Source organism: Bradyrhizobium sp. P2_E8 (assembly GCF_056403875.1).
Window position 1 is genome coordinate 1 of the sequence record NZ_JBFUES010001043.1, and the last position, 2,507, is coordinate 2,507.

At 59.5% G+C, this 2,507-nt stretch carries 2 protein-coding genes; both read left to right on the top strand.

Annotated features, from left to right (window positions below):
• The first annotated feature begins 1 nt into the window (after position 1).
• Entirely contained in the window at positions 2–1,438 is a 1,437-nt protein-coding gene (locus AC1D00_RS36355; protein ID WP_477013989.1) for a DUF1254 domain-containing protein, read from the top strand.
• Between the two features lie 42 nt (positions 1,439–1,480).
• Positions 1,481–2,507 (top strand): SphA family protein (locus AC1D00_RS36360; RefSeq protein WP_477013990.1); only part of this gene is annotated, 1,027 nt, incomplete at its 3' end.

The window sequence follows — 2,507 nt, forward strand, 5'->3', positions numbered from 1 at the left end:
CATGTTGACAAAACGCGATCTTCTCCGTTCCGCTGCGATGGCTGCAATGTCAGTCACGGCAGCAGGTTCTGTCCCTGCGTTAGCGCAGGCCGACCGGTCAGGTTTCCTCAAGGCAAAGGACATTGCCGAGGCTGGATTCATCTTCGGTCTGCCGATCGTGATGAACTACGGCGTCATGTATGAATATGCCGTCGACCGAAATTCAGGGCAGTTTAAGGCACCGTTCAATCAGATCAAGAACGAACCCAACGTCTTCACCTACAAGGACACCGCCGTCGTCACGCCGAACAGCGACACGCCCTATTCGCTGGGGTGGCTGGATCTGGGTGCGGAGCCGATTGTCCTTTCAGTACCGGCGGTCGATCCGAAGCGCTACTACTCGATCCAGCTCTGCGACGGCAACACCTACAATTACGGCTATATCGGCAGCCGGGCCACCGGCAGCAACGCCGGCGACTACATGGTGGTCGGACCGGACTGGAAGGGAGACATGCCGGCCGGGATAAAGAAGATGTTCCGATCCGGCACGCGGTTGTCGATCGCCATCTACCGGACACAGCTCTTCAATCCGGATGACCTGGATAACGTAAAGAAGGTGCAGGCGGGCTATAAGGTGCAGACACTTTCCGCCTTTTTGAAGCAGGCGCCGCCGCCGGCCGCGCCGGCCATCGATTTTCCGAAGATCGACAAGGAACTGGTGAAGACGAATTTCTTCGAATTTCTCGATTTCGCGCTGCAGTTCGCGCCCGCCCAGGAGAATGAGAAGGAGATACGCGCCAAGCTTGCAAGCATCGGCGTCGGGCCGGGCAAGACCTTCAACTTCAAGGATCTCCCGCTGGAGCAAAAGCTCGAAGTCGGCCTCGGCATGAAGGAAGGCGAGAAGAAGGTTGAGGAAGCCGTAGCCGGGGTCGGCACGGCGATCAACGGGTGGCGGGTCGGCGCGATGCCGGGAGACAGCGCCCATTACAATGGCGACTGGCTGAAGCGCGCCGTCGCCGCAAAGGCCGGCATCTACGGCAACGATCCGGCGGAAGCGACCTATCCGCTCACGCGCGTCGACAGCGGCGGCCAGCCGCTTGACGGCAGCAAACACAATTACACACTGACATTTCCCGCCGGCCTGCAGCCTCCGGTAAATGCCTTCTGGTCGCTGACCATGTACGACGGCAAAACGCAGTTGCTGATCGAGAATCCGATCAATCGCTACCTGATCAATTCCCCGATGCTGCCAAGTATGAAGAAGAATGCCGACGGCTCGCTGACGCTGTACATCCAGAACAAATCGCCAGGTACCGACAAGGAATCGAACTGGCTTCCCGCGCCGAACGGCGAGATTTACCTCGTCATGCGGCTGTACTGGCCGAAGACCGAAGCACCTTCGATCCTGCCCCCGGGCAATGGTACCTGGAAGCCGCCGGCGGTCGTGGCGGCGAACTAACAAGGCGACGCATTATTGGCTTTGAGCGTTGGGAGGCAGTGCATGCATCACAAAAATTCGCAAGTGGAAACCAGTCGGTGGCGACTATGTTTGAGTGTTGGAGCAGTTGCCGCTCTGCTTTCTCTCGTTCCTCAAATTTCCCGGGCCGACGAAACCGGCGTTTCCTACTGGCTCCCCGGCCGCTTCGGCAGCCTCGCAGCCCTCCCCGGCGTGCCCGGCTGGTCGATGGCCGCGGTGTATTATCACACCTCGGTCGAAGCATCCGGCGCCGTTGCCGCGGCACGGCAGATTCAGATCGGCCGGTTCCCGGCAAACGTGAACGTCGATTTCAATGCAAGCCTGAACGCGCAAGCCGATCTCATTCTTCTCAACCCCACCTACACGTTCGGCACACCGGTGCTGGGCGGACAATTGGCGATTGGCATCACCGGCCTCTTTGGCCAAGCCAGCACCGGCATCGACGGAACGCTCACCAACGTACTCGGCCCCTTGGTGACGACCCGCACGGGAAGCATTTCGGATTCACTCACGTCGGTCGGCGACCTGTATCCGCAGATTACGCTGAAGTGGAATGCCGGCGTGCATAACTACATGACCTACGTGACCGGCGACATTCCGGTGGGCGCCTATGACCCCACGCGGCTTTCCAACCTCGGCATCGGTCACGGTGCGATCGACGGCGGCGGCGGCTACACCTATTTCAACCCGGCGACCGGGCACGAATTCTCAGCCGTCGCCGGCTTCACCTACAACTTCAAGAACCAGGATACGCAGTACCAGAGCGGCATCGACTTCCATGTCGACTGGGGCGCTTCGAAATTTCTCTCGAAACAGGTCTTCGTCGGCATCGTCGGATACGCCTATCAGCAGGTCACCGACGATTTTGGCCAAAGCCCGATCCTGGGCGGTTTCCGGTCGCGTGTTTTCGGCGTCGGCCCGCAGATCGGATATTTGTTTCCCGTTGGAGACATGCAGGGCTACCTCAATCTGAAGGGCTATGGCGAATTCGAAGCCGCTAACCGGCCGTCGGGATGGAATACGTGGCTGACGTTCTCGATCTCGCCAATGG

Coding starts and splice junctions, on each gene's coding strand:
- AC1D00_RS36355 (WP_477013989.1), top strand. CDS start 2: ATGTTGACAAAACGCGATCTTCTCCGTTCCGCTGCGATGGCTGCAATG.